Raw genomic sequence first — 22,445 nt, 5'->3', positions numbered from 1 at the left:
AGTTTTTCTGTTAACTATCGATTATTTCTGTAAGATTCGGCAATTAGTTGTGCATTTTTAGCCTAATGGTAAAATTTGGTAAAGTAACGCTGCTAAAGCTGCTCCGATAAAAGGTCCTGCAATTGGAACCCAAGCGTAACCCCAGTCAGAGTCTCCTTTGTTAGCGATCGGCAGGATTTGGTGAGCGATTCTTGGTCCTAAGTCACGAGCCGGGTTGATTGCATAACCTGTCGTTCCTCCTAATGAAAGACCAATGGCAACGATTAGCAAACCAACAACAATCGGGTTTAATCCATCTGTAAATTGTCCTTGAGTAAAGGCTAATAGACCAAATACCAGCATTGCCGTTCCAATGGCTTCACTGATCACGTTATTGATTGGACTTTTGATTGCTGGACCTGTAGAAAATACACTTAAGATTGTTTCAGAATCGTCAGTTGCTTTCCAGTGTGGCATGTAGTGGATCCAAACGATCACTGCACCCGCAATACCTCCAAGGATTTGAGCTCCAATATATGGTAAGACTGAACTCCAAGCAATCTCGCCAGCTATAGCCATTCCTAATGTTACAGCAGGGTTAAGGTGAGCCGGACTTAAGAACCCTGATGAGTAGACAGCAATGGTAACAGCAAGCCCCCAACCAAGAGTAATCATCAACCAACCTGTATTGAATCCTTTTGTTTTATTCAATACAGATCCAGCTACTACCCCGTCTCCAAGTAAAACTAAAATCATTGTTCCTACAAATTCTCCTATTAACTGTTGCCATAATGTCGTATCCATGATAATTTCTCTCCTTTAATGGTAAATTTTATCTAAAAATAAGTTCGTTGAATGTTTATAAAATGAATTTTATTACATAATCGTAATGATTAGAAGGATCCGTTTGAAGACCCTTCTAACCACATCTTTATTGACAACATCTTACGGTCTTACAAATGATTGTTTTATTCAGCTGATTTTTTTCTTAATGGTTTGTGCTTGAATACTTTTGTGGCTTCAACAGCGTTTTGCCATCCCAGATACAAGTCTTCACGTAAATCTTCGTCCATTTCTGGATTGAATGTAGCATCTTTTTCCCAGTATTCTTTGATTTCTTCTTGGCTGCTCCAGAATCCTGTTGCCAGTCCTGCAAGGTAAGCAGCACCTAAAGCAGTTGTTTCGCTGACTTTAGAACGTTCGATCGTAAGATCTAGAATATCGGCTTGGAATTGCATCAAGAAGTTATTGTTGGCTGCTCCTCCATCGACACGCATTGTTGTCGTTTCAATTCCAGAATCTTTGTTCATTGTGTCGATAACATCTCTTGTTTGATATGCTAACGATTCTAAAGTAGCTCTGATAAAGTGTTCCTTAGTAGTTCCTCTTGTCACACCAAATACCGAACCGCGAGCATCTTGATCCCAGTGAGGAGCTCCTAATCCAGTAAATGCCGGTACAACATATACGTTATCTGTCGTATCCACTTTTGTCGCATATTCTTCTGATTCAGGAGATGTTCTAAACATCCGCATACCGTCACGCAACCATTGAATCGCTGAACCGGCTACGAAAATACTTCCTTCTAAAGCGTACGTAACTTCTCCGTTCAATCCGTAAGCAATAGTCGTTAATAAACCATTGTCTGATTTGATCGGCTCTTTTCCTGTATTCATGATGATAAACGCACCTGTTCCATAAGTGTTCTTCACCATTCCTTTTTCGTAACCCGTTTGCCCAAATAAAGCGGCTTGTTGGTCACCAGCGATTCCCGCAATCGGTACTTCTGTTCCATAGAAGTGTTGAGGAATTGTTTTTCCATAAATTTCAGAAGAAGATTTTACTTCTGGAAGCATGACTTTAGGAATGTTCAAGATCTCTAGAATCTCTTCATCCCACTCTAAATCGTAAATATTGTACATCATAGTACGACTAGCATTAGAGTAGTCTGTAACGTGAGCAGCTCCGCCTGTTAATTTCCATACTAACCACGTATCGATTGTTCCAAATAACAACTCGCCTTTTTCAGCTCTTTCTTGAGCTCCTTCAACTTTGTCCAATAACCATCTTACTTTAGTTGCAGAGAAGTAAGAGTCGATCACTAAACCAGTTTTATTGTGGATCATTTCAGTGTAGCCGTCATCTTTTAATTTTGTAGAAATGTCATTTGTTTGTTTAGATTGCCATACCACTGCATGATAAATCGGTCTGCCTGTGTTTTTGTCCCATACAACAGTTGTTTCACGTTGGTTCGTGATTCCGATACTGTCGATTTCACTTGGTTTAAGTCCAGACTCAATTAAAACACCGGCAATAACAGTCAGCACAGAAATCCAGATTTCATTCGCATCATGTTCTACCCAACCTGGTTCTGGGAAGTATTGTGTAAATTCTTTCTGGAAGCTCCATTTCGGATTCCCTTCCTTATCGAAAATAATAGCTCTCGAACTGGTCGTTCCTTGGTCAATCGACATAATATATTTCTTTTCCATCTTCTTGCCTCCTATTTTATAATAACGCTTTCATATTGGTGAAACATAAATCTCCTATATCCACTATAACGTTCTTTATTTAAAGAGTAAAATATAAATACCGTTATTCATTGTTTTTTATTTCAGGATTAACTTCGTTATACAGTGCCTATCTTTTTACCCTTTGTTGAATGCTTGTTATACTGATAGCGAAAAAGATTATTCTATCTTTCAAAAAAAACTAAGGAGCTGAGTTTGTTGTGAATCAAGCACAAATAGACATCATCAGAAACGGAAATGGTTTTATAGCTGCCCTCGATCAAAGTGGTGGAAGTACACCCAAAGCTTTATCTCTTTACGGCGTGGACGAAGGATCTTATTCAAGTGAAGATGAAATGTTCAATCTTGTTCATGAAATGCGGACTCGTATCATCACTTCACCAGCATTTAGTTCAAATTATATTCTAGGAGCTATTCTTTTCGAACAAACAATGGATCGCAAAATTGAAGACTTTTACACGGCAGATTATCTGTGGGAAAAGAAAGGAATTGTTCCTTTCTTGAAAATCGATAAAGGTTTAGCTGATGAAAGCGAAGGCGTTCAATTGATGAAGCCAAATCCAGGATTGAATGACTTATTAAAAAGAGCCAATGAACGAAATATCTTTGGTACTAAGATGCGTTCGTTAATCAAAGAACCAAATAGAGATGGTATCCACCAAGTGGTCGATCAACAATTTGAAGTGGCTAAACAGATTCTTCATGCAGGCTTGGTGCCTATCATTGAACCTGAAGTAAATATTTACAGTGAAGACAAAGAAAAATGCGAAAGCATCTTAAAAGAAGAAATCTTAACGTATTTAGATCAGTTGGAAGAACATGAAAATGTCATGTTGAAGTTATCCATTCCTACCGTATCTGATTTTTATGTCGAATTGATTGAACACCCTAGAGTATTGCGTGTAGTGGCTCTTTCAGGCGGCTATTCTCGTGAAGAAGCCAATGAAAAATTACGAAACAACCGCGGCTTGATTGCCAGCTTCTCACGTGCTCTCTCAGAAGGTTTATACGCGAATCAATCAGATGAAGAATTCGATGCCATTCTTATGGATTCTGTCAAAGAAATCTACGAGGCTTCGGTTTCTTAAAATAATTTATTAAAAAAGCAGCTGGAAAATTGTTCCAGCTGCTTTTTTTGTCTTCACTTTAATAAGTAAATACGGTCGAATTCAATTTCTACTTCAAACGTACCGATGTTTTCAGCAATATCTTTCTTAATTGCTTCCAAAAGTTCTTGGTTGGTTTTTTCAATATTATCTGGGACTACGATATCAAAATGAATCGTTGATAAGCCCTCGTCCTCTTCTACACGAAAATCATGAAACTTCAAATTTAGTTCGTAAGATTGCAAAATGCGTTTTACTTGTTGGTAAATAGTTGTCTGTTCCTCACTCTTGATAGCGATTGGATCTAAATGGCATACCAATTCTACACCTAAATATTCTTTAAAATCTTTTTCAATGGCATCAATCACTCGATGGGCTTCCGTCAAGCTCCAGCTGTCATCAATCTCAATGTGAATCGTTGCAAATGTTTTATTTGGCCCATAGTGATGCATCAATAAATCGTGGTAGCCAATAATAGAAGTGTAATAATCTAAAAAGTGTTTAATTTCATTGATCTGCTTTTCTGTTGGTCCTTTTCCCAATAAATCATCAATGGATTCTCGAATGATACTAATCCCATTGTATAAAATGTATAGTGCGATAAATACTCCGGCGTACCCGTCGATCCGCCAACCAAAAATTGTCTCGACAACGGATGCTCCCAATACTACTAGCGTCGTGTAAACATCATTAAAACTATCTTGAGCTGCTGCATCGATGGCATTTGAATGGATTTTTTCACCTACTTTTCGATAAAAGTAGCCTTGAATTACTTTGATGATGATCGAAATAACCAATAAAACAAATACCAATGTCGTTGTGTTTAGCGCTGTAGGGTCCATGATGCGTTGAATCGAATTCAATAAAAACTGAAATCCGACAAATAAAATTCCTAAAGAAACTACTAGTCCTGTAATATACTCCGAACGCTCGTGTCCATATGGGTGCTGCTTGTCCGCCGGCTTTGCTGCTATATGAAATCCAAACAACGTTAATATGGAAGAAGCACAATCCGCTAAACTATTGATGGCGTCCCCTACAATAGAGACACTTCCTGAAATCAATCCCGCACTCATTTTAATCAAAAAAAGGACCAAGTTGGAAAACAGTCCTACTTTTCCAGAAAAGAGACCTAATTGATTCCGTTGATTCTTTGTATGCTTCTTATTTAAATAGCGCTCCAACCATTTTTCTATCATGTTCAAAACTCCTAAAAAATTTTTCTATCTATTATAACACATGATTCACCCCCGATAATCGAGATTGACTATCGGGGGTGAATCGATTTTTGGTGCGTAGTTCTTAGACGCGTTGCGTTCGGCAACTCACGCTACCATTTCCCAACCCTAACTGTTTGGAAAAAGCCCAAACTGTTAGGGTTGGGAGATGTACGGTGAGCTAAATGCCTCACTTCACGCTCTGATTTTTAAACGCGTTGCGTTCGGCAGTCTTCCTATGATTTTCCTGATCCTTTTTGTTGGGAAAGTGCCCCAACTAAAAGGATCAGTGAAATCTACGGAAGCCTAGACGCCTCACTCCACGCTCTGGAAGATGTGTTTTCCGATTTCTTGCATCCAGGCGTAGACTTGGGCTTCATTTTCGGCTTCTTGGGTCATTGCTGCGACGTAGATGTTTTTTTCTTTGTAACGGAACAGGGCTGCGTCGTGCAAGACAGTTTTGTCTTCATCTGTTTTGTTTAAGATTTCTAATACCGGGATTTCTTTTTCCGTCAGCGATCCTGGTAATCCGGTTCTGAATTGTTGATTCAATAATGGAAATTCGATGCGTTTTTGCCAATCTGGATTTTTTTCTCCCAGCTGGATAATTTCTTTCAAGACTGCGACCGCTCCTTGAGGAGACATTTCATTTACTAATCCTGAAGCATAATCCATCAAGTAGCGTCTCAATTTGACGTCTTCTTTCCATTCTTTTGTTTCAATCCATTCTTGGATAGGATTTAATCCCACATGGGCGATCAACTGATTGGTTGCTTCATGATCTGATACAGCAATCATTGCTTTTAACAGCTCTTCTACTGTCCAGACTTCTATTTCCGGCAATAAGTGTAAAATGCCTTTTCCTGAGATCCGTCCTTGAGATGGAACAGAAATTTCTTCCAATATATCCAATTGCCCGTAAACAGCGTGTTCATAGTAATACAAGTAAATGGGTAATTTGATCAAGTTAGCTGCACTGAATAGTTTTTCTTCATGAAATGAAAACAACGTTTCTCCGTCAGAAATAACTAGCCCTTTTGTTGGCAAAGACTCGTATTTTTCATTCAATTTCTCCAGTTCCTTTTTCCATTCCATACAAATCCCCTCGCTTTCACAGAATTTAGGTAATGCCTAGAATCTACATACGAAGTTAAGATGAATACTTTAGTTGATTTGATCTTCATTTGAAAAAGGTTTTATCTGCTTTCCTTACTATCATCATATAGGGGTTTTTCTTAAATTGCCACTAATTCGATGGAAAGAAAAAAAGAAGTCAGAATGAAATTCCGACTCCATTAAAAGTTTTTACCGTTTATTTTTACTCCAGCGTTCCGACTATTTTTGTTCCGTGTAGTTCTTCTACTGATAATTCTTTTTGAAGACGACTGGAATTGTCACTGGTGATTCCTCCGCCCGGCAAAATAGTGATTCTCCCCTTAGAATAAGCGATCAATTCTTTTAAAGTAGTGGTATGTTGGTCTATTGGATTGGTTAAAGGACCGCCATGCGTCAAAATTCGTGAATATCCAGCTTCAGAAAGCCAATCAATAGCCGTTCGTTGCTGTTCTTTCGGCAATTCATCAAACGCCATGTGGAATGTGCGCTCCATATTCTCACTGACTTGAATGACTTTAGTTAAAAAATCAGTGTCCAGTGTATAATCAGTGGTCAACGCCCCAATCACGATTCCTTCTGCTCCCAATTCTTTAGCTGTTTGAATATCCCTCAGCATAATCTCTTTTTCGACTTCAGAATAGATAAAATCCCCACCTCGAGGACGAATAATAACCATAACAGGAACAGCTTTTTGTTTACAATATGTAATCGTTGTTTCCATTACGCCAACACTGACAGTCGTGCCGCCAACGGCTAAGTTATCACATAATTCTATGCGATCTGCTCCTGCTTGGATAGCATTTGGAACAAGAGTAAAATTTTCAACGCAAACTTCTCTAATCATTTTATTTTCACTTCCATTCTAACCGTTTTTGACACTGCTTGAAAAAGTGATGCAACGCTTCGCGCAAAGTTGCTTCTTGTTCTAAATAAAGTTCAGGTTTTTCTTGGATCAAGTAATCTTGCACTTTCCCTTCATAAACCAATTCCACTTGTTCGCATTGCCTGAAATCATCTGGAGTGATCAAATGCGTCGGTTTGTCGATCAAAGAGATCCCTGCTTCTCCTATCACATAAGCCACAAATTGAGAACAAAAATAAGCATTCTCTCGGTAGATGTCTCGTCTCAGGGGAATGGCTAAAACTCCCAACAAGTTATACTTATACTGCTCTTTATCCCATTCAAATTGTTCCAAGATCAGCTGCAAGTGTTCATATTGTAAAGGTGTGATTGTCAAACAATAGATTTCGCACGACGCTTCATTCAGCAAATGTTTCGTCACGTCCTCTTGAACAAATCCACCAATAAAAGGATTATAGACTTTTTTCCGAGCGAAGCTGTACACTTCTGTCAACTGCTGATCTAAAGCTAAGGACGCATGGTTATATGGCTTGCGGGTATATTTTTTGATAGCTGTGCTGAAAACAGTCCCAGTATCTGTCAAAAGTAAGTAAACGTTCATTAGTTCCCCTCATAAGTAACTATCTTTTCCGAATTTTTCAAGCAGCTGACATCTTTTCAAATAATTTCTGAAAAACGTCAACCTGCATGAATTCTCGTTCAGTATAGCACATTTTTCAGCATAAAATAGGGAGAAAAAAAGTTTGTGGAAACCCTTTTACTCCCTATCCAATCAAAGTTCTATTTGGGGTAACGAATGTATTTTTGCTGGCTCAGCATTTGCTCTTCATTCAGTTTGATCGTCTGTTCGTAATTCAATTGAAGCATCTTTTCTTCATCTTCATGCTCAATCAAATTCAGCTCATCCAAACTTTTCTTTAACTGCTCTTTAGTCGAAGTTATTCCAGTAATAAATTCACGCTGATGGTTAGTCATCGTTTTCCACGCAGATGTGCTTTCAATATAAGCAGCAAAAGCTTTCAAATCATCATTTTTTTCCAATAATGTCTTCAATGTCTTGTATTGATACATATTGAATTTTGAGGCTGTTTTTTGAGTTGTCCTTACATCATCAACGGTGATCTCTTCTCTCACCATGACATCTTTTTCATAATAGTCTTTATATGCCGAAAAATCTTGCAAGTAATCTTGGTGCACATTCCATAGCTTGGTAAAAGCTTCCGCGCCTTCTTTCACTTGTGATTGATCAGTCGTTAATGGTACCGCTAGAGGACCCGTAAAGTAAGCAGGATCTATTTTCATCCGTTCTTCCCCGCCAAAAAGAATATTTTTGCTGATGTCTGCAAAGTTGGACAACATAAGCTGTGCTTCATAGGCTTCCTCCCGTACTTCTTCTCCGTCCAGTGTTACACACGCCGTAGCCACTACTTCATTCCCTTTTTGAAATCCGCCATGTAATACAATTTGTTGTTCACTCGATAAGATATGGGATTAACAAATATTCCTTCTGTCCAAGTTTTATGCTTTTTGATTTTTTTCATCAGTTTTTTTATGATTGGTTTTTCCATAAGCTCTCCTATCGGCTTCAGATATGTTTATGAAGCAAATTCATTTAAAATTTGGTGCAAAATTTCTTCAGGGGTTCCATGTGAAACAACGAAATCAGTGTTTTCAACAGGCTCCAACTCTTCAGTAGATCGACTGAAATGGATACGGTGTTCAATAGCTTCTATGGAATCGCCGCGTTTTTTCATTCGTTCAGCCATTTCTTGTTCCGTAATTTTGAAAAAAATGATTTTAGTTTCTTCAGGAAACTGTTCTTTCATCACCTTTGCACCATTTTTATCCAACGTTACATGAACCATGTCGTATTTTCCCAATTTGTCTTCAACTTCCTTTACAGACAGACCATAAATATTTGACGCATAAGTTGTTTGTTCAATAAAGGGTTCTTCGGTCATTTGCTCAATGGTTCGGAAATGGTAATGGATGCCATTCACTTCACCTGGTCGCGGCTTTCTAGTGGTAGATGTCACCAATTTAGGAATTCCTTTTTCAATCAACAAATCACTGACCGTCGATTTACCGCTTCCGCTTGCCCCCACTAAAACCAAAATCCTTTTTTGACTAGGCATTTTGTTCCTCCTCATTTCTTTTTGTATCTAGTTTATTGTATCAAATAACGAACAAAAAAGTGTCCTAATTTAACTTAAGACAAGCTCCTTGATCAAATTTGTCAAAACTACCCATATTTTCCCTTTTTACGGCGGATTTCCTTTGACAAAAAAGAATATATAGTGTAAATTGTTCTAGGTGCGAATTTTAATTAGACGTCGATCTTAAAAAGTTCGTGTTTTTTTTGTGTGCTAATAACACTATTAATGAAACGAGGAATAGTCATGAAAATTTTTGATTACGAAGATGTTCAATTGATTCCAAACAAAAGTATCGTAAGAAGTCGTTCAGAATGTGATACTACTGTTACTTTAGGAAATAGAACTTTTGCATTGCCAGTGGTACCGGCTAATATGCAAACAGTTATTGATGAAGAATTAGCTGAAAAGTTGGCTGCTGACAATTACTTCTATGTTATGCACCGTTTTGATGAAGAAAGCCGTATCCCATTTATTGAAAAAATGCACGCTAAAGGTTTATTTGCTTCTATTAGTGTAGGGGTAAAAGAAAATGAATATTCATTTATTGAAGAACTAGCTGAAAAAGAATTGGTTCCTGAATACATTACGATTGATATTGCTCATGGACACTCACAGTTTGTCATTGATATGATCCAACACATCAAGAAACATCTACCAGGATCATTTGTAATTGCTGGTAATGTGGCAACTCCTGAAGCAGTTCGTGAATTAGAAAATGCTGGAGCAGACGCGACTAAAGTTGGTGTTGGTCCAGGTAAAGTATGTATCACGAAATTAAAAACAGGTTTCGGTACTGGTGGCTGGCAATTAGCGGCTATCAACTGGTGTGCTAAAGCAGCTCGTAAACCAATCATCGCTGACGGTGGTATCCGTGATCACGGCGACATCGCTAAATCTATCCGTTTCGGCGCTTCAATGGTTATGATCGGTTCATTATTTGCTGGACATGAAGAATCTCCAGGGCAAACGATCGAAAAAGACGGCAAGAAATACAAAGAATACTTTGGTAGTGCATCACAATACCAAAAAGGCGAACACAAAAACGTAGAAGGTAAAAAAATCCTTCTTGAACACAAAGGAAACATCAAAAACACGTTGATTGAAATGAAACAAGACTTACAATCTTCCATTTCATACGCCGGCGGTAAAGACATCGAAGCCATCCGCAAAGTAGATTACGTACTAGTTAAGAACTCCATTTTTAACGGAGACCGCTAGAGAGCGGAGAAAAGCGTTTAGAAGACCGGAGAGTTCATCTTTTCCATTTTCTTGGGAAAGAGCCCCAAGTAAATGGAAAAGTGAAATCATAGGGCTTCTGGTTTGCCTAGCTCGTTTTAGATAGAGAGCGGAGCAAACCGTTTATCTAAACAGAATTATTCAAATCAACCAATAAAACACCGCTTGGATTTTTCAGTATAAAAACTGGAAAATTTCGAGCGATGTTTTTCTTTTTACGGTATACTTCATCTGACATCACACAGTTTTTACACCCTTCCTAAGAAAGAGCTGATCAAATTGATGGATAATTTATCTCTAACAGATTTTTTCACCGTTATTTTTCTAGTACTGCTTTTTTATCCTTTAGTATGCGCATTAATAGCTTTAGTTGTCAGTATATTTAAAAAAATCACCAAAAAAGCTCCATTCAAAACAACTTTCAAGGAAACCTTTTGGAACTTTTTTCTCGAATTGTTCAATCCACTCAATTACTTCTAACTCAAAAACCACCCTATCGTTTCAGGGAATGGTCTATTGATCAAGTGAACAGGAAAAATATGCCCACTTGATTAATACAGCGTCTCTATTAATCAAGTGAGCGAGAAAAAAGGTTCCATTTGACTAATAGCGCCAAAAACTGAACTTTCTTTCTCGTTTAAGTTTGTTTAGAGAATCAAAAAAGGTCCATCGTGAAGCCGAGTTGTTTTACTTCTCCAGATTCCAGCAGAATAATGCCGCCTTTATCTTCTAAGGTACCGATTTCGCCAGCGATATCCGGCAATCCGAAGAATGGCTCTATGCAAATAAACGGCGCATCCGCTTGTTCTTTTGTCCAAAGACATACATAGGGGAAATCAATGACGTTTAGTGTGACGCCGTGTTTTTCAGGACTTTCTAGTGTAATGGCATCTAGCTTCGGCTCATCAATGATAATTAGTCCTTCACGGAACGTCTCGTGACTCAATGTCATCACGCCGTCTTTCATTTCTTGGAGGACTTTTCGATTTCCGCTTCTGTAAGGCAATGGATTGCTCTCAAAGTATTTTACTTCTTCTTTAGGTTGAATGGTGATGGTGTAATCTTCATAGCTGCCTGCTCCATTTAAAGGCACATTGAACGCTGGGTGTCCTCCAATTGAAAATGGCATACGTTCTTTCGAATGATTTTCTACTCGATAGTCGACCGCTAAAAGCGCTCCAACCAATGTGTATTCAATCGTTAATGTAAATTCGTATGGATACATAGCGATTGTTTCTTCATTATTTTTCAATGTAAAAACAGCTTTGATGTCTGACTCTTGGTGTACTTCAAATGTCATATCTTTCGCAAATCCGTGTTGCGGCAATTCATAGACTTGATCGTCTTTTTTGTACTTGTATTCATTCAAACGCCCAATGATAGGAAAAAGATTCGGTGCACGGCTGCCCCAAAAGTCTGCATTGCCATTCCAAAGATAATCAAACTGTTCTTTTTTATTGTAGACTTTTTGCAATTCTGCCCCATTAGCGGAAATTTCCACTAGTAAATCGTCATTTTCGATTGTTATCACGTTTATCCCTCCAGAAATAGAATCAAATTCTTTTTCATCATAAGGCTTTTTCATCTATTTTTCTATTTAAACGGGTTAGCGTAGATGTCTTTTGATGCGTGTCGCCACTACAATTGCCAGACCTGCTTTTAATACATCTCCAGGGATAAACAACCCCATACCTGTCCAAAATAATTGAAGGATGGAGTAATCCGCCCCTAAATAGCCGTTCAATAAAATCCCCATATAGGGCATGCCGACAAGGTAAATCAAGAGTGTTCCTATAACTGTGACTCGGATATAAGCAGAGAGGCTTTCTTCTCGTTTCAACAATAATCGGCTCATCACAGTTGCAGCTAAGATAAAACCGAACAGGAAGCCAAAACTAGGACTCAAAAATAGTTGTCCGCCTCCGAGCAAAATTTTTAACAGCAAATGTACCACTTGTGTTAAAAAAGCTGCTTTCGGTTTCAACAGTAGAGCGGTCACTAACACAAATAACGTTTGCAGCGTGAACGGAACCGGACCAAAAGGAATCATAATAAAGCCGCTGATAAATGTCAGAGCTGCCAGTAAACTGATTTGAGTGAGGTCTTTGACTGTCAGCTTCATTTTTTGATCCCCTCTACTTGAATACTGATTTCTCCAAAACGCACTGTTTTCCATTCTCCGCTTTCCAATTTAACGACCAAACCGCCTTCATCATCAATACTTTTAGCAATTCCTTTGTACGTCGTTTGCCCTTCTGTGAAAGTTACGGATCGTCCTAAAACAAAACACCGTTCCCGGTAATCATCTAAATAGTTGTTGTGGTCTAAGTTTTGATACATGATATCTAGCTGATTGATGATTTCCGCCGCAAATTGATTACGCGTCACTTTACTGGTTTCTTCGTGAGTATAAATGGAACCAATGATCGACTGGAATTCTTCAGGAATCATAGAAGCTGCTTTTACATTCAGCCCAATTCCTACAATGATGGAATCAATCGTTCCTGTTTCAAAGTTGATGACGCCTTCTGTTAAAATACCGCAGATTTTACGACCCTCTAAAAAGATGTCATTGACCCATTTGATAACGGGCTTTTTGTCGGTCAGTTTTTCAATGGCTTTACAGACAGCAACTGCTGCTGCAGTCGTTACAGAACCAGCATTTGCTTGTTGTTTATTTGGATAAATCAAGCTCATATACAGGCCTGTTTGAGTAGGGGAGTAAAATTGCCGACCCAATCGTCCTCGGCCGTTCGTTTGCTCTTCTGCTAATAGGACTCCTTTTCCAACAAACCGTTCAGTGACTAATTTTTTTGCCTCATCATTTGTCGATCCAACTTGTTTATGTACTTCTAAAACGTCTGGTTTGTCAGTCAATTGGGAATATAAAAATGATTTAGACAACACATCTGGTTCATGAGCCAACAAGTACCCCTTATTGGTTGTGGCCTCGATTTGATACCCTTCTGTCTGCAACGTTTTGATTGCTTTCCAAATAGAAGTTCTTGAGATAGCTAATTTGTCAGCTAATTCCTGACCTGAAATGACTTCACCTTTGTGCTCGATCAAATACATTAATACCTTTTCTTTTGTCGTCATGTTGACACTCCTTGCATTCATTTACTGATTCTAGTTTACTTTTCAGAGAATGAATGTCAACCATTTTTTCACCAAGGGTAACAATGATGAAACAAACAAACAGTACAAGTTTCCATTAGAATAGTACTTGTACTGTTTTATCTAGTTTGACTGTTTTTATTTTTGAGTAACTGGTTCTTCTATGGGTTTACCAATAAAGTAAACAACTCCGATGGTTACTAGGATGGAAATAGGTAAAATAATCCAAATCGGCATACCTAAACCTGCTGGAAGGAAGCCGAATAGAACGGATATGGTTCCTACCGTAAGCGCATAAGGCGTTTGTGTTTGCACATGATCAATATGGTTTACACTAGCTCCCATAGAAGACAAGATTGTTGTATCTGAGATCGGTGAACAATGATCGCCAAATATTGCTCCTGTCAAAACAGCCCCAGCTGAAAGGACAATAAACTGCGGATCTCCAGATAAGCCAGCTGCTAATGGAATAGCTAACGGCATCAAGATCCCCATCGTTCCATAAGAGGTTCCTGTTGCAAAGGAAATGACTGAGCCTGAGATAAAAATAACCGATGGCAATAGGAACGCCGGCATCGTATCAGACAATGAAGAGACTAGAAATTGGGCAGTACCTAAATCAGTGATCGAAGCACTTAGAGACCACGCCATCAATAAGATCGCTCCTGTAACTACTAGAGACTTCATACCGCCAATCCAAGTATCAACGGCTTCTCCCCAAGTAAAGGCTTTTTGATGTACCCCCATCACCATGGCCACTATACTAGCAAATAAGGCTGCTTGGAATAAAACCACACTGGCATCAGAAGCACCGAACGCTTCTTGAATCCCTGTAAAAGAAAATGGACTGTTTTTCAGGTCCGCAATCAATGCTGCATCTTCGCCAGACATAATAGTGTTGTATCCATTAAAGTAAAAACCGATCAAAGAAGTGACGATCAGCGTACCAACAGGCACTATCGCATTCCAAATACTTAATTTGACCCCTTTAGCAGGTTTCATTTCATCCAACTCACTGGACATTGCATGAGGATCAATTTCTTCTTCATTCGTTGCATCGTATTTTCTAGCTCTTCTCTCGGCTTTCAACATTGGGCCAAATTCTCTTAAAAACAATGCTGTACAGACCACAAACAACAGCATTAGAATATTGTAAAAGCGATAAGGGATCGTTTCTAAGAAAATACTATACGCATTTACGTTTTGTCCGATAGCTTCGTAGCCATCTTGAATCAACCCTACTTCGTAACCTACCCATGTTGAAATCAATGCGATACCTGCTACAGGGGCTGCAGTAGCATCAACAACGAAAGCCAATTTTTCACGAGAAATTTTCTTTTCATCTGTTACCGGTCGCATAACGGGTCCAACGATTAAGGCATTAGCATAATCATCAAAAAAGAGCAGCAGCCCTAATATCCAAGATATCACTTGAGCACTGATAGGACCTTTAGCTTTATTTGCTAAAGCATTTGCTACAGCTTTTGTCCCGCCCATTTTAGTCATTAAGGCAATCAGTCCTCCGATGACTAAAACTTGTAAAATAATCCCTGCATTGTATCGATCTGCAAGTGACGTTAAACTGTACTCCACAATGCTTAAAAATGACTGCACGATTGCGCTGAAAATCGAACCATCCACAGAATGCAAAACGAAAGCCCCTGCAAAGATTCCTAAAAATAATGAAATCAGAACGTTTTTGGTTATAAATGCTAATAGTATGGACACTACTGGAGGAACTAATGAAAACCACCCAAATTGGATTGCACCATCTGCACCTGTTGTAAAATCAGTCGCTAAAGTTATTGCCACAAAAGCAATGACGACTATCCCGATCAAAATATTTTTCTTCAACCTTTAAACTCCCCTTCTTTTAGACACAAAAAAATGCCTTGAGTTCTATTCAACTCGAGGCATTATGTTATCTCTAATAGACGTCATGTATCCGTTCGTTAATAGTCCTCCACAAATTTTTGCAAAAATTTATGACAGTGATAAACATTTTCTGCTTACCCCCAGCAAACAACAATTGGCATCGCTGTTAACTTCGGCAATTCATCCTTTCAAGTCATTTCATCGTGCCACCTCTACGACTTTACGAACTAGTTGCAATCAAGTTGCCTAGACAGCGTTATTTTTCTAACGATTTACTTTCTTTTTTAATGTAAAAAAACCTATAATACAAACTGCCAGAGAACTCAATGCATCGACAATCAAATCTTCCATCGTATCTGCTAAAGCGTCACGTCCAACCAGCACTTCTCTATCAGCTGTAATAAATTTTTGCATATTCGTCCCTAAAAGACCATCAGCTAAAAATTCATATATTTCCCATAACGTTCCGGCTGCCAGCGCAAAACAAAAAGCAAATAAAGTGACAAAAATTGGGCTTAACTGCATATTCACTTTTTCGGAATCATTGAAGAAACTGACCAAAACAAAACCTAATGCACCCAGCATAGCTCCACTAAACATGTGAAGAATCAGATCCCAGCTTGGAATGCGGTAATAAAAATCTCTCACTTCTCCCAAATAAATAGCACAAAACAAAAACACAAAATAAAGCATTTCCATCACATCTGGAATATCCACTAAAAACTTTTTCTCAATAACAGACGGAATAAACATCACGATAACACCTACTAAACATTGCAATAATGTCAGTACGTAATCGCTCTTTACTTTTTCAAATCCGTTATCTGGCACACCTGAAGGGGCCGTAAACAACATATACACAGCATAGATAACAGATATACCAAGCAAAACTAACACGATTTGACCTACTCTATCTTTCCATTTAGCTGTATGATCTTCCTTTTTATGATCCACTCTGTTAACTCCTCCAAAATAATTTCTAAAATCTTATTTTAGCACATGTATCCTTTTCTACCCTATTCCTGTGATCATTCTAATTCTGACTTCCAATTCTGAAAAAACAGCAATTTGAAAGAATTATTGCTATCTACTCGAGATTTCCGTACAATTGTTTTATGTATTTTACCATAAATAAAGGAGATCGATGATGAGTTATATATGGATGATTTTAAAAGGAATGTTAATGGGAATAGCAAATATTATTCCAGGTGTTAGTGGAGGGACTATGGCGGTCTCATTAGGTATTTATGATGATTTGATTTATTCGATTACGCATTTGGCTAAAAATTGGAAAAAAAGCATGAGGGTGTTGCTGCCTTTAGGTATAGGTCTGGTTTTAGGTATTATTGGGTTTTCTTATTTGATTGAAGTGTTGCTCAGCCAGTACACTTTACCGACAGCACTAGCTTTTATTGGGTTGATTTTGGGTGGGATCCCGATTTTGACAAAATCCTTTTTGCTTGCTTTACGTCAAGATAAAAAGAACATTTCTTTCTCCCACATTGCGTTATTTCTTGTGTTTTTTGCTCTCGTTGTCGGCCTTGCATTAGTTCAAGCAGAAGGAAATACGATGTCAACGATCACTCTGTCTTTTGGATCTATTATTAAAATGTTCTTTGTCGGAGTCGTTGCTTCGGCTACGATGGTCGTGCCAGGAGTTAGCGGGTCGCTTGTACTGATGGTTCTTGGTTATTATTACGGTATTCTAAATTCAGTCACTGGATTTTTTAGCGCCTTGACTTCTATGAATATAGAACAACTATTGCATTACACAGGAATTTTATTCCCATTTGGCATAGGCGTTTTAGCTGGGATCTTTCTTATCAGCAAATTGATTGAATACTTGTTTAAAAACCAACCTGCTTTAACATATAGCGGGATTTTGGGATTAGTTTTAGCTTCGCCTTTTGCTATTTTGTATAATACAAATGCATTAGCTGATCTCCAAAGCTCGAACGCTGTCCTCTTTTTAATTCTTGGATTGTTATTTGCAGGACTGTGCTTCTTGTTAACCTATTACTTAGGAAAAACAGAAGACCCAGCTTAATTACTTTAAAACATGAACTGGTGTTGTTTCCCAGTTCATGTTTTTTTTGACAGCTTTTTCATTCAGAAAATGCTAAACTGTAGAAAAGAAACTAAATAAGGGTCCTCCCCTACTTCAAGCGAGAAAGGAAGTTCATTCATGACTGATCATATCACGACTCTAGAAGACAAGATAACTTACTTGGAAAACAATGCTTATTACGGAGACGATTTAGGTGCCACTTATTCTCTAACACACACTCGCTTCAAAGTGTGGTCGCCGCTTGCTGAGAAGGTTGCTGTCAATCTTTATCAAACTGGCGATATCCATGACGATTCATTGCTTGATTCTTACCCTTTAACTCTTGAAAACAACGTTTGGACCATTACATTAGACGGAAACTTTGAAAATCTTTTTTACACTTATACGATTGATATGGATGGCGACTCAAAGGAAACCATTGATATTTATGCCAAAGCTGCCGGCATCAATGGAAACCGAGCTGCCATCATCGATTTTGCAAGAACTAATCCACCCCACTGGGAAAAAGATACTCATGTAACTCAAGAAAATTTGACCGATGCGTTTATTTGGGAAGTTCATGTAGCTGATTTTTCTTCGCATGAAAATTCTGGCATCAGTGCTGAAAATCGCGGGAAATACCTAGCGTTCACAGAAGAAGGCACTACTTACAATAATGAACAAGACTTCCCTACTGGAATCGATTATTTGACTCATTTGGGTGTAAACTATGTTCACTTGCTGCCGGCGTTTGACTTCGAAAATGATGAAGCAGGTTCGGATTACAATTGGGGTTACGATCCCAAAAATTATAATGTTCCAGAAGGGCGTTATTCTTCAGATCCCTCGGACCCTATAGCGCGTATTAACGAGTTTAAGCAAATGGTCCAAAGCCTGCACAAAAAGAATATCGGTGTTGTTCTGGATGTTGTTTACAACCACACTCTAGAAACAGAGCTGTCCAGTTTTAATTTGACGTTGCCCGATTATTATTACCGCCAAACAGCATCAGGAGAATTTGCAGACGGTTCCGCTTGCGGCAATGAAACAGCCAGCGATCGAGCAATGATGCGCAAATACATAATCGATTCTGTATTGTACTGGGCAAAAGAATACCATTTAGATGGCTTCCGCTTCGATTTAATGGGTCTTCATGACGTAGAGACTATGAACGCCATCCGCACTGCTTTGAATGAGAATGGCTTAGAACATGTCATTCTTTATGGAGAGCCTTGGGATGCCGGTAGCAACGAAATCAAAGAACCAAATATTCCTGCTAATAAGAGCAACAGCGCTCATCTTATGGAGGGAATCGCAATTTTCAATGACGATTTCAGAGATTCTATGAAAGGTCATGTATTTGAAGAAACAGCGGGTGCTTTCCTTCAAGGCAAAAGCGGGACCACTGTTCAAAATACAGAGGTGATGGCAAGCATTTGTGCAAATACCATTGGTGCTGATCATTCAGAATATGGCTTGGCTGACAAAACGTGGGCGAAAAACCCAACTCAAGTCATCACGTATCATTCTGCTCATGATAATTTGACCCTTTACGATAAATTAGTTGCCAGCTTATACGAGACGCCACACTATAGACGAAATGATTGGCTGATCGAGCTGAATAAATTAGCTGCTGCTGCGCTGTTCACTTCACAAGGTGGATTATTCATGCAAGCTGGGGAAGAGTTCGCTCGGACAAAACATGGCGATGAAAATAGTTTTATTTCTCCTATTGAAGTCAACCAGCTGGATTGGGAATTGACTGTGAAGAATCGCGACTTGGTTGATTACTACCGGGGATTATGGCAATTGCGCAAACAGTATGCTCCATTACGAGACGCAACTCCAGAAACCGCTAAAGCCATCTCATTTTCGAAAGACACTGCTGATAATTTGATTGCTTATACTATTCCAAATCTTTCAGCTGAAGGGAACAATTGGCGTTGGATGGCTGTAGTGTTGAACTCATCTAACGAGGCTCGAGAAGTCGCTCTAGAAAGCCAAATGGAGTTGCCGAACGAGTGGTCAATTGCAGCGAATAAAGAAGCTGTATCTTTGGACGGACTAGGAACGATCACGGGAAATACAGTTACTGTAGAACCGCACAGTGCCGTTATTTTAGTAGCATAAAGATGACAACGAGGTAAGAGATGAGTGATTTCTCTTACCTCGTTGTTTTTTTGTTGGATTGAAAGGGTAATTTGCCGTCGGAATCTTGTGCTATTAGTCAAGTGAGAGGTGAAATTCTGTTCACTTGATTAATAGGAGCGCTCTATTAGTCAAGTGGGGAACGGAATTTCGCTCACTTGATCAATAGACCCATTCTATTAGTCAAGTGACAGCTGAAACTTTGCTCACTTGACTAATAGAGCCCATTTCGATCAATGTAACCTCCTACAACAAAAAAGCACAAGAGACCGGGATCAGAATCCCAGTCTCTTGTGTGTAGTAAGCTATTTTCTTCGGCAAGACTGCCGTTCGATGATCTGGTGCGGAAGAATCATTTTTACAGCCAACGATTGTTTCACTTCGATTCGTTGAATCAACTGGTAGACCGTTTGCGATGTCAGCGAATCGATATGTAGATCGATCGACGTCAATTCAGGTTGCGCTTTTTCTGCAAAAATCGAATTGTTGAACCCGATAATCGACACATCTGCGGGAACCTTCAATCCATAATCACTCAGCACATAAACCATGTTCAAAGCAATCAAATCATCACTAGCTACGATGCCGGTCGGAAAATCATCGTGATCGAACAGTTGTCGCATCTTCTCACGGTAATCCGCTTCAGGAAGCGTAATATCAACCACCATTTCCGGATTCATTTCAAGACCTGCTTCTTCTAAAGCTTGTGTGTAGCCTTTTAATCGTTCTCGAATCACCATTTGTTTAGTGTCTTCACCAATAAACGCAATCTTTTCATGTCCCAGCTGCAGCAAATAATTCGCTGCGTCTTTTCCTGCGACAACATTGTCGTTGTCTACGTACAGCATCGCATTTTCGTATTTGTAAGGCTTCCCGATCATGGCAAATGGAACCTGTTCTTGGTATAAATATTCGATGACGGCATCGTCTTTCCTTGAATATAAGACGATGAAACCATCTACACGTCCGCCTTCTGCCATTGTCTGCACACTGTCCAGCAATTCTGCTTCAGTGGTTCCTGAAGCGATCGAAACCATGTGCTTTTTCTCGTTGCACGCTTTACTGATGCCGCGGAGCATGCTTAGGAAAAACGTATTCTGAAAAGCTTCTCCTTGAGAAACCGGCAAAATAACACCGATCGTTTGAGTCGTTTGATTGACTAATCCACGTGCAGTCAGGTTGGGTCGATAACCGATTTCATCCATGACTTTGCGAACATTTTGTTTTGTTTTCTCGCTGATGCTTGGAGAATCCTGCAAGGTGCGGGAAACCGTCGAAGTCGCGACCCCGGCTTTTTTTGCTACATCTTTAATGGTTACAGCCATTTTCCCGCTTCCTTTCCTGGATTGCTTGATTACCCTTTATTCTAATCTACATCTTTTAAACTGTAAACGTATACTTGGTTGAATAACGATACGTTTTTCCAGGTTCGATCACAATAGAGCGGAAATCAGGATGATGAACAGCGTCCGGCAATTCTTGGGTTTCCAATGCAATTCCCCTGTGACTGCTCATTTTTTCTCCCGCTACTAAATAGTCTTCTTCCATTCCTGTCGTCGAAAAGACCACTACTGCTTCTCGATCTGTTTCGATCGTTACTCCTCGACCACTTTGTGCATCATGCAGTCGAATCTTTTTCTCTCCTGTTAATTTGAACGGTGTATCAAATCCTTCAGGTCTTTGTTCTATGGCGTCTTGAAGGTTTTTCGCTATTTTGAAATCAAAAGCTGTATCTAAAACCGGCAGCAGATTTCCTGTGGGCAACTTTTTCGAGTTGATTTCTGCATACAAGTCGGCATCAATTTGCAGCGTGTGATCCAAAATTTTCCTTTTAACATCCCCACTCAAATTAAAGTAAGTATGATTGGTCGGATTGAAAAGCGTTTCTTGATCCGTTTCAGCAGTGATCAGCATCTCCCATACAGAATCTTCTGTCCAATAGTAGGTGACCGTTGTTTTCAGATTACCGGGATATCCGTTATCTCCGTCTGGGCTGGTTAATGAAAACACCACGCCGGCTTTGTCTTCTTCTTGAATCAACGCACTTTCCCACACTTGATGACTGAAATTCACTGGACCTCCATGAATGTGATTGCTTCCTTCGTTTTGAGTCAGTTGCACATCAGACCATTTCCCATCAGCGATTCTTCCAGCCACTCTGCCTACTAAAGCTCCAAAATAAGGTGAATCCGTTACATAATCTTCCAGTCGGTCAAATCCAAGAACGACATTCTCGACGTTCCCGAATTTATCCGCCACTTCAATCCCAGTTACTACTGCACCATAGTTGATGCAGCGAAAAACATGACCGTTTTGATTTGTTAAGACATATTCAAAGACTTCTTGACCATTATGATGTCCGTATAGTTTTTTATGAACGTCCAACCGCTTCACTCCAAACTTCTTCTAGCAATTCTACCGTCAATGCACCTGTCTCAGGAACGACTTTTGTAGCTTTACCTAACGTATCCGCATCGCCGACTCCAACAGAAACCATATCAGCAGCGGCAATAGCTTCGACTCCTGCTGCTGCATCTTCAACTCCTACACAATCTTGAGGTTTAACGCCAAGGTCTTTAGCACCTGTCAAGAAAATCTCAGGGTCTGGTTTTCCAGCTTTTAATTTAGCCGGGTCAACGATTTTATCAAAGTAATCTGTCAATTGGAGCTTTTCCAAAATGGTTGGTCCGTTTTGACTAGCTGAAGCTAATCCAATCAAAATGTTTCTTTCTTTTAATCCGTCTAACAACGCTTTGATCCCTGGCAAAATGTCTTTTGGAGACATCTCTTCAATCATTGTTTTGTATAACTCGTTTTTCTCAGCTGCCATAGTTTCTTTTTCAGTTTGAGAATACGCTTCTTCCTTGTTTCCTTTAGCTAAAATACGGTTTAATGAATCTGTTCGGCTGACACCTTTAAGTTCTTCGTTGAACTCCTCGTCAATTTCAATACCGATTTTTTCCCCTAAAGCTTTCCATGCGTGATAATGGTACACGGCTGTATCCGTGATCACGCCATCTAAATCAAATAAGACTGCTTTCATCTGTTCTCGTCC

General features: G+C 39.2%; 20 protein-coding genes and 1 riboswitch. Of the genes, 4 read left to right on the top strand and 16 right to left on the bottom strand.

Going from position 1 to position 22,445, the window contains the following annotated elements; all coding sequences use genetic code 11:
- Nucleotides 1-57: 57 nt before the first annotated feature.
- Together LMF32_RS06120 and glpK are read right to left on the bottom strand one after the other, a co-directional pair.
- Nucleotides 58-783: an MIP/aquaporin family protein gene (locus LMF32_RS06120; RefSeq protein ID WP_230524182.1), complete on the bottom strand. Its 726-nt coding sequence runs from the start codon at nt 781-783 to the stop codon at nt 58-60.
- Nucleotides 784-947: 164 nt separating this feature from the next.
- A complete protein-coding gene (glpK, locus tag LMF32_RS06115; protein WP_188204802.1) occupies nt 948-2,471 on the bottom strand; it encodes a glycerol kinase GlpK in 1,524 nt (507 codons plus the stop codon).
- Between the two features lie 239 nt (nt 2,472-2,710).
- Here glpK and LMF32_RS06110 point away from each other — a divergent pair, with 239 nt between their 5' ends.
- Nucleotides 2,711-3,598: a fructose bisphosphate aldolase gene (locus tag LMF32_RS06110; protein ID WP_230524181.1), complete on the top strand. Its 888-nt coding sequence runs from the start codon at nt 2,711-2,713 to the stop codon at nt 3,596-3,598.
- 53 nt (nt 3,599-3,651) lie between these two features.
- Here LMF32_RS06110 and LMF32_RS06105 read toward each other — a convergent pair whose 3' ends face one another.
- The 6 genes from LMF32_RS06105 to LMF32_RS06080 all read right to left on the bottom strand — a co-directional run bounded on the left by LMF32_RS06105 (nt 3,652) and on the right by LMF32_RS06080 (nt 8,946).
- A complete protein-coding gene (locus LMF32_RS06105; protein ID WP_230524180.1) occupies nt 3,652-4,815 on the bottom strand; it encodes a cation diffusion facilitator family transporter in 1,164 nt (387 codons plus the stop codon).
- Nucleotides 4,816-5,148: 333 nt separating this feature from the next.
- Nucleotides 5,149-5,928 carry a serine hydrolase gene (locus LMF32_RS06100; RefSeq protein ID WP_230524179.1) on the bottom strand — a complete coding sequence of 260 codons (780 nt, stop codon included), beginning with the start codon at nt 5,926-5,928 and terminating at the stop codon, nt 5,149-5,151.
- A gap of 223 nt (nt 5,929-6,151) precedes the next feature.
- A complete protein-coding gene (locus tag LMF32_RS06095) occupies nt 6,152-6,793 on the bottom strand; it encodes a copper homeostasis protein CutC (RefSeq protein WP_230524178.1) in 642 nt (213 codons plus the stop codon).
- 7 nt (nt 6,794-6,800) lie between these two features.
- A complete protein-coding gene (locus LMF32_RS06090) occupies nt 6,801-7,412 on the bottom strand; it encodes a hypothetical protein (RefSeq protein WP_230524177.1) in 612 nt (203 codons plus the stop codon).
- A 179-nt stretch (nt 7,413-7,591) separates the two neighbouring features.
- Entirely contained in the window at nt 7,592-8,236 is a 645-nt protein-coding gene (locus LMF32_RS06085) for a hypothetical protein (RefSeq protein ID WP_230524176.1), read from the bottom strand.
- Between the two features lie 170 nt (nt 8,237-8,406).
- Nucleotides 8,407-8,946, bottom strand: a complete 540-nt coding sequence (locus LMF32_RS06080; protein WP_177192519.1) for a guanylate kinase — start codon at nt 8,944-8,946, stop codon at nt 8,407-8,409.
- A gap of 264 nt (nt 8,947-9,210) precedes the next feature.
- On the opposite strand from LMF32_RS06080, the gene guaC reads away from it, so the two are divergent.
- Nucleotides 9,211-10,185 carry a GMP reductase gene (guaC, locus tag LMF32_RS06075; protein WP_092480342.1) on the top strand — a complete coding sequence of 325 codons (975 nt, stop codon included), beginning with the start codon at nt 9,211-9,213 and terminating at the stop codon, nt 10,183-10,185.
- Nucleotides 10,186-10,858: 673 nt separating this feature from the next.
- On the opposite strand, the gene LMF32_RS06070 is transcribed toward guaC, so the two are convergent.
- From LMF32_RS06070 to LMF32_RS06050, 5 genes are all read right to left on the bottom strand, one after another.
- Complete coding sequence (locus LMF32_RS06070) at nt 10,859-11,734, bottom strand: aldose 1-epimerase family protein (protein ID WP_230524175.1); 876 nt, start codon at nt 11,732-11,734, stop codon at nt 10,859-10,861.
- Between the two features lie 75 nt (nt 11,735-11,809).
- Nucleotides 11,810-12,325, bottom strand: coding sequence for an ECF transporter S component (locus LMF32_RS06065; RefSeq protein ID WP_230524174.1), 516 nt, complete (start codon nt 12,323-12,325; stop codon nt 11,810-11,812).
- On the bottom strand, nt 12,322-13,302 hold the full coding sequence (locus LMF32_RS06060; RefSeq protein ID WP_092480346.1) for a biotin--[acetyl-CoA-carboxylase] ligase: 981 nt from the start codon (nt 13,300-13,302) through the stop codon (nt 12,322-12,324). The genes LMF32_RS06065 and LMF32_RS06060 overlap by 4 nt, the downstream gene beginning before the upstream one ends.
- A 156-nt stretch (nt 13,303-13,458) precedes the next feature.
- Nucleotides 13,459-15,174 (bottom strand): Na+/H+ antiporter NhaC family protein, encoded by a 1,716-nt coding sequence (locus LMF32_RS06055; protein ID WP_230524173.1) that lies wholly within the window; start codon nt 15,172-15,174, stop codon nt 13,459-13,461.
- Between the two features lie 94 nt (nt 15,175-15,268).
- A riboswitch (Lysine riboswitch) is annotated at nt 15,269-15,440 on the bottom strand.
- Nucleotides 15,441-15,459: 19 nt separating this feature from the next.
- Nucleotides 15,460-16,149 (bottom strand): hypothetical protein, encoded by a 690-nt coding sequence (locus LMF32_RS06050; protein WP_230524172.1) that lies wholly within the window; start codon nt 16,147-16,149, stop codon nt 15,460-15,462.
- Nucleotides 16,150-16,342: 193 nt separating this feature from the next.
- Between LMF32_RS06050 and LMF32_RS06045 the strand changes: the two genes are divergently transcribed.
- Nucleotides 16,343-17,242 (top strand): DUF368 domain-containing protein, encoded by a 900-nt coding sequence (locus LMF32_RS06045; protein WP_230524171.1) that lies wholly within the window; start codon nt 16,343-16,345, stop codon nt 17,240-17,242.
- A gap of 138 nt (nt 17,243-17,380) precedes the next feature.
- The gene (gene pulA / locus LMF32_RS06040; RefSeq protein ID WP_230524170.1) at nt 17,381-19,372 is read left to right on the top strand and encodes a type I pullulanase; all 1,992 of its coding nucleotides are present in this window, start codon (nt 17,381-17,383) and stop codon (nt 19,370-19,372) included.
- Between the two features lie 323 nt (nt 19,373-19,695).
- Here the strand turns inward: pulA and LMF32_RS06035 are convergent, their stop codons facing one another.
- Genes LMF32_RS06035 through pgmB form a run of 3 tightly spaced genes read right to left on the bottom strand, consistent with a single transcriptional unit; the run spans nt 19,696 to nt 22,433 of the window.
- On the bottom strand, nt 19,696-20,715 hold the full coding sequence (locus LMF32_RS06035; protein WP_230524169.1) for a LacI family DNA-binding transcriptional regulator: 1,020 nt from the start codon (nt 20,713-20,715) through the stop codon (nt 19,696-19,698).
- A gap of 55 nt (nt 20,716-20,770) precedes the next feature.
- Nucleotides 20,771-21,775: an aldose epimerase family protein gene (locus LMF32_RS06030; protein WP_230524168.1), complete on the bottom strand. Its 1,005-nt coding sequence runs from the start codon at nt 21,773-21,775 to the stop codon at nt 20,771-20,773.
- Nucleotides 21,762-22,433 (bottom strand): beta-phosphoglucomutase, encoded by a 672-nt coding sequence (gene pgmB, locus LMF32_RS06025; RefSeq protein WP_230524167.1) that lies wholly within the window; start codon nt 22,431-22,433, stop codon nt 21,762-21,764. Before pgmB ends, LMF32_RS06030 begins: the two co-directional genes overlap by 14 nt.
- Nucleotides 22,434-22,445: the final 12 nt, after the last annotated feature.

Origin of the sequence: Desemzia sp. C1 (assembly GCF_020882875.1) — a bacterium.
In the GTDB taxonomy this organism is placed as follows: Bacteria; Bacillota; Bacilli; order Lactobacillales; family Carnobacteriaceae; genus Desemzia; species Desemzia incerta.
Note: the sequence above shows the minus strand (reverse complement) of the source record. Positions and strands in the feature narration are given on the sequence as shown.